The organism is Rhizobium sp. PRIMUS64, from assembly GCF_023006465.1.
In the GTDB taxonomy this organism is placed as follows: Bacteria; Pseudomonadota; Alphaproteobacteria; order Rhizobiales; family Rhizobiaceae; genus Rhizobium; species Rhizobium leguminosarum.
This window is the reverse complement of sequence record NZ_JALBGX010000389.1, coordinates 1-226: the sequence shown is the minus strand read 5'-3', so window position 1 is coordinate 226 and position 226 is coordinate 1. Positions and strand designations below refer to the sequence as shown.

Genomic DNA, 226 nt, shown 5'->3' with positions numbered 1-226 from the left:
AAAATCGATGCGGGCCACGATCAAGAGCTTGAACATTCCGCGGCAAACGCCGGGGACGCTGGCTGAAATCGCCAAACAGATCAATCCGCTCCTCCGGGGATGGATTGCCTATTACGGGCGGTTCAGTCGTTCGGACCTGTTCTCTCTGGCTGACTATGTCAATCGGAAGCTCAAGGCCTGGATCATGCGAAAGTACAAGCGCTTTCGGTTCCACAAAACTCGGGCT

Annotated in this window: 1 protein-coding gene; it reads left to right on the top strand. The window is 54.9% G+C overall.

All coding sequences use genetic code 11. The features are described from left to right. Window positions 1–226 (top strand): group II intron maturase-specific domain-containing protein (locus MOV76_RS40440; RefSeq protein ID WP_309506950.1); only part of this gene is annotated, 226 nt, incomplete at both ends.